This window comes from Cupriavidus sp. 01L46, assembly GCF_056399905.1.
The window spans coordinates 1-2696 of the sequence record NZ_JBFTSF010000587.1; the positions used below are offsets into that span (position 1 = coordinate 1).

Annotated in this window: 4 protein-coding genes; all 4 read left to right on the plus strand. The window is 67.2% G+C overall.

Translation table 11 applies throughout. The annotated features are described in order from the left end of the window. On the plus strand, positions 1–173 hold a 173-nt coding region (locus AC1DS3_RS38620; protein ID WP_477129363.1), incomplete at its 5' end, for an acyl-CoA dehydrogenase family protein. Between the two features lie 67 nt (positions 174–240). Further along, complete coding sequence (locus AC1DS3_RS38625; protein ID WP_477129362.1) at positions 241–1632, plus strand: carboxyl transferase domain-containing protein; 1392 nt, start codon at positions 241–243, stop codon at positions 1630–1632. A 50-nt stretch (positions 1633–1682) separates the two neighbouring features. After that, positions 1683–2471: an enoyl-CoA hydratase/isomerase family protein gene (locus tag AC1DS3_RS38630; protein ID WP_441641632.1), complete on the plus strand. Its 789-nt coding sequence runs from the start codon at positions 1683–1685 to the stop codon at positions 2469–2471. Positions 2472–2553: 82 nt separating this feature from the next. Further along, the coding region (locus AC1DS3_RS38635) for a biotin carboxylase N-terminal domain-containing protein (RefSeq protein WP_477129364.1) at positions 2554–2696 on the plus strand (143 nt) is incomplete at its 3' end.

Below are 2696 nucleotides of genomic sequence, written 5' to 3' on the forward strand. Positions count from 1 at the left end.
ACCTGACCTGGATGGCCGGCGAATCCGTGCAGATCCTGGGCGGCAACGGCTATATCAACGAGTACCCGGTGGGCCGCCTGTGGCGCGACGCCAAGCTGTACGAGATCGGCGCCGGCACGTCGGAAATCCGCCGCATGCTGATCGGGCGCGAGCTCTACGCCGAAACGGCCTGAGCATCCAGCCGACGCCCCCGCGCCACAGCGCAAGCCACAAGAACAAAGACCCGAGATCCGACACCTTATGCCCACGCTCGAAACCAAACTCAATGCGCGCTCGGAATCCTTCCGCGCCAATGCCGACGCCATGCAAGCGCTGGTCGTCGATCTCAAGGCAAAGATCGCCAAGCTGGCGGAAGGCGGCGGCGACGAAGCCCGCGCCAAGCACMTTGGGCGCGGCAAGCTGCTGCCGCGCGAGCGTGTGCAGCAACTGCTGGATCCGGGCACACCGTTCCTGGAACTGTCGCAGCTCGCGGCTTACGACATGTACGACAATGCCGCGCCGGGCGCCGGCATCATCACCGGCATCGGCAGCGTGGCCGGGCAGGAATGCGTGATCGTCTGCAACGACGCGACCGTCAAGGGCGGCACCTACTATCCGCTCACCGTGCGCAAGCACCTGCGTGCGCAGGAGGTCGCCGAGCAGAACAACCTCCCCTGCATCTACCTGGTGGACTCGGGCGGCGCCAACCTGCCCAACCAGGATGACGTGTTCCCGGACCGCGACCACTTYGGCCGCATCTTCTACAACCAGGCCAACCTGTCCAAGCAGGGCATTCCGCAGATCGCGGTGGTGATGGGTTCGTGCACGGCCGGCGGCGCGTATGTGCCGGCCATGAGCGATGAGTCGATCATCGTCAAGAACCAGGGCACCATCTTCCTGGGCGGCCCGCCGCTGGTGAAGGCCGCCACCGGCGAGGAAGTCACTGCCGAAGACCTGGGCGGCGCCGATGTGCACACGCGCCTGTCGGGCGTGGCCGATTACTTTGCACAGAACGACGCGCATGCGCTGTCGCTGGCGCGCAATATCGTGCAGCACCTGAACCGCCGCAAGCCGGACCAGATCCGCCTGCACGAGCCGCTGCCCCCGCGCTATCCGGTGGAAGAGCTGTACGGCGTGATCCCWACCGACACGCGCAAGCCCTATKACGTGCGCGAGGTCATTGCGCGCATCGTGGACGACTCGGACTTCGACGAGTTCAAGGCGCGCTACGGCACCACGCTGGTGTGCGGCTTTGCGCGGATCTGGGGCTACCCGGTGGGCATCATCGCCAACAACGGCATCCTGTTCTCGGAGTCGGCGCTCAAGGGCGCGCACTTTATCGAACTGTGCTGCCAGCGCAAGATCCCGCTGGTGTTCCTGCAAAACATCACCGGCTTCATGGTGCTGGCCACCGTGCGCCGCGACGGCATCGAGGCCAAGGGCGGCAGCTGGAGCGCGGAAGACGAGGACAAGTTCAAGCAACCGATCCGCGACCAGTACGAGCACCAGGGCCACCCCTACTACGCCAGCGCGCGGCTGTGGGACGACGGCGTGATCGATCCCGCGCAAACCCGCACGGTGCTGGGCCTGGGCCTGTCGGCGAGCCTCAACGCGCCCATCGGCGAGATGAAGTTCGGCGTGTTCCGCATGTGATGGCCAGCGCCCCGGATAACAGATCGCACCRCACCGTACAGGACACCAACATGGAATTCACCACGCTTACCGTCACGGCCGCGCAGCACGTGGCCACCGTCACGCTGAACCGCCCGGACGTGCGCAACGCCTTCAACGAAACCGTGATCGCCGAGCTCACCGGTGCGTTCCGCGCACTCGGCAGCGAGCCCACGGTGCGCGCCATCGTGCTGGCGGGCAACGGCCCGGCCTTCTGCGCCGGCGCCGACCTGAACTGGATGAAGAAGATGGCCGGCTACTCGCACGACGAGAACCGGTCTGACGCGCTCACGCTGGCCCAGATGCTGCACACCATCTGGGCCTGCCCCAAACCGGTGATCGCGCGCATCCACGGCGACACCTATGCAGGCGGCGTGGGCCTGGTTGCCGCCTGCGACATCGCCGTGGCCGCGGAGACGGTGAATTTCTGCCTGTCGGAGGCGCGCCTGGGCCTGCTGCCCGCCACAATCAGCCCCTACGTGATCCGCGCCATGGGCGAGCAGGCGGCGCGCCGCTACTTCATCACGGCCGAGCGCTTCGGTGCGGCCGAGGCGCTGCGGCTGGGCTTTGTGCATGAGGTGGTGCCGGGCGATACGCTGGACGCCAAGGTGAGCGAGATCGCCGCCGCGCTGGTGGCCAACAGCCCCAATGCCGTGCGCGAGAGCAAGCGGCTGGTGCAGGAAGTGTCCGGCCGCGCCATCGACGACGCGCTGCTGGCCGATACCGCCGAGCGCATTGCCGCGATCCGCGCGTCGGACGAAGGCCGCGAAGGGGTGCGCTCCTTCCTGGAGAAGCGCTCGCCGTCGTGGCGTCCTGCCTGAGCCAACACCCCCAGCCAATCATGCGCGTCCGCCGCGTGGCCACCGCAGCCGCGCCGCCAGAACCAGAAAACTAGGAACAGTCATGTTCAACAAGATCCTGATCGCCAATCGCGGCGAAATCGCCTGCCGCGTGGCAGCCACCTGCCGCCGCCTCGGCATCCGCACGGTAGCCGTCTACTCCGACGCCGACGCCAACGCGCGCCACGTGGCGCTGTGCGACGAGGC

What these genes read in the sequence shown, in the direction of transcription:
- AC1DS3_RS38630 (WP_441641632.1), top strand. Translation starts at nt 1,683, where the DNA reads ATGGAATTCACCACGCTTACCGTCACGGCCGCGCAGCACGTGGCCACC.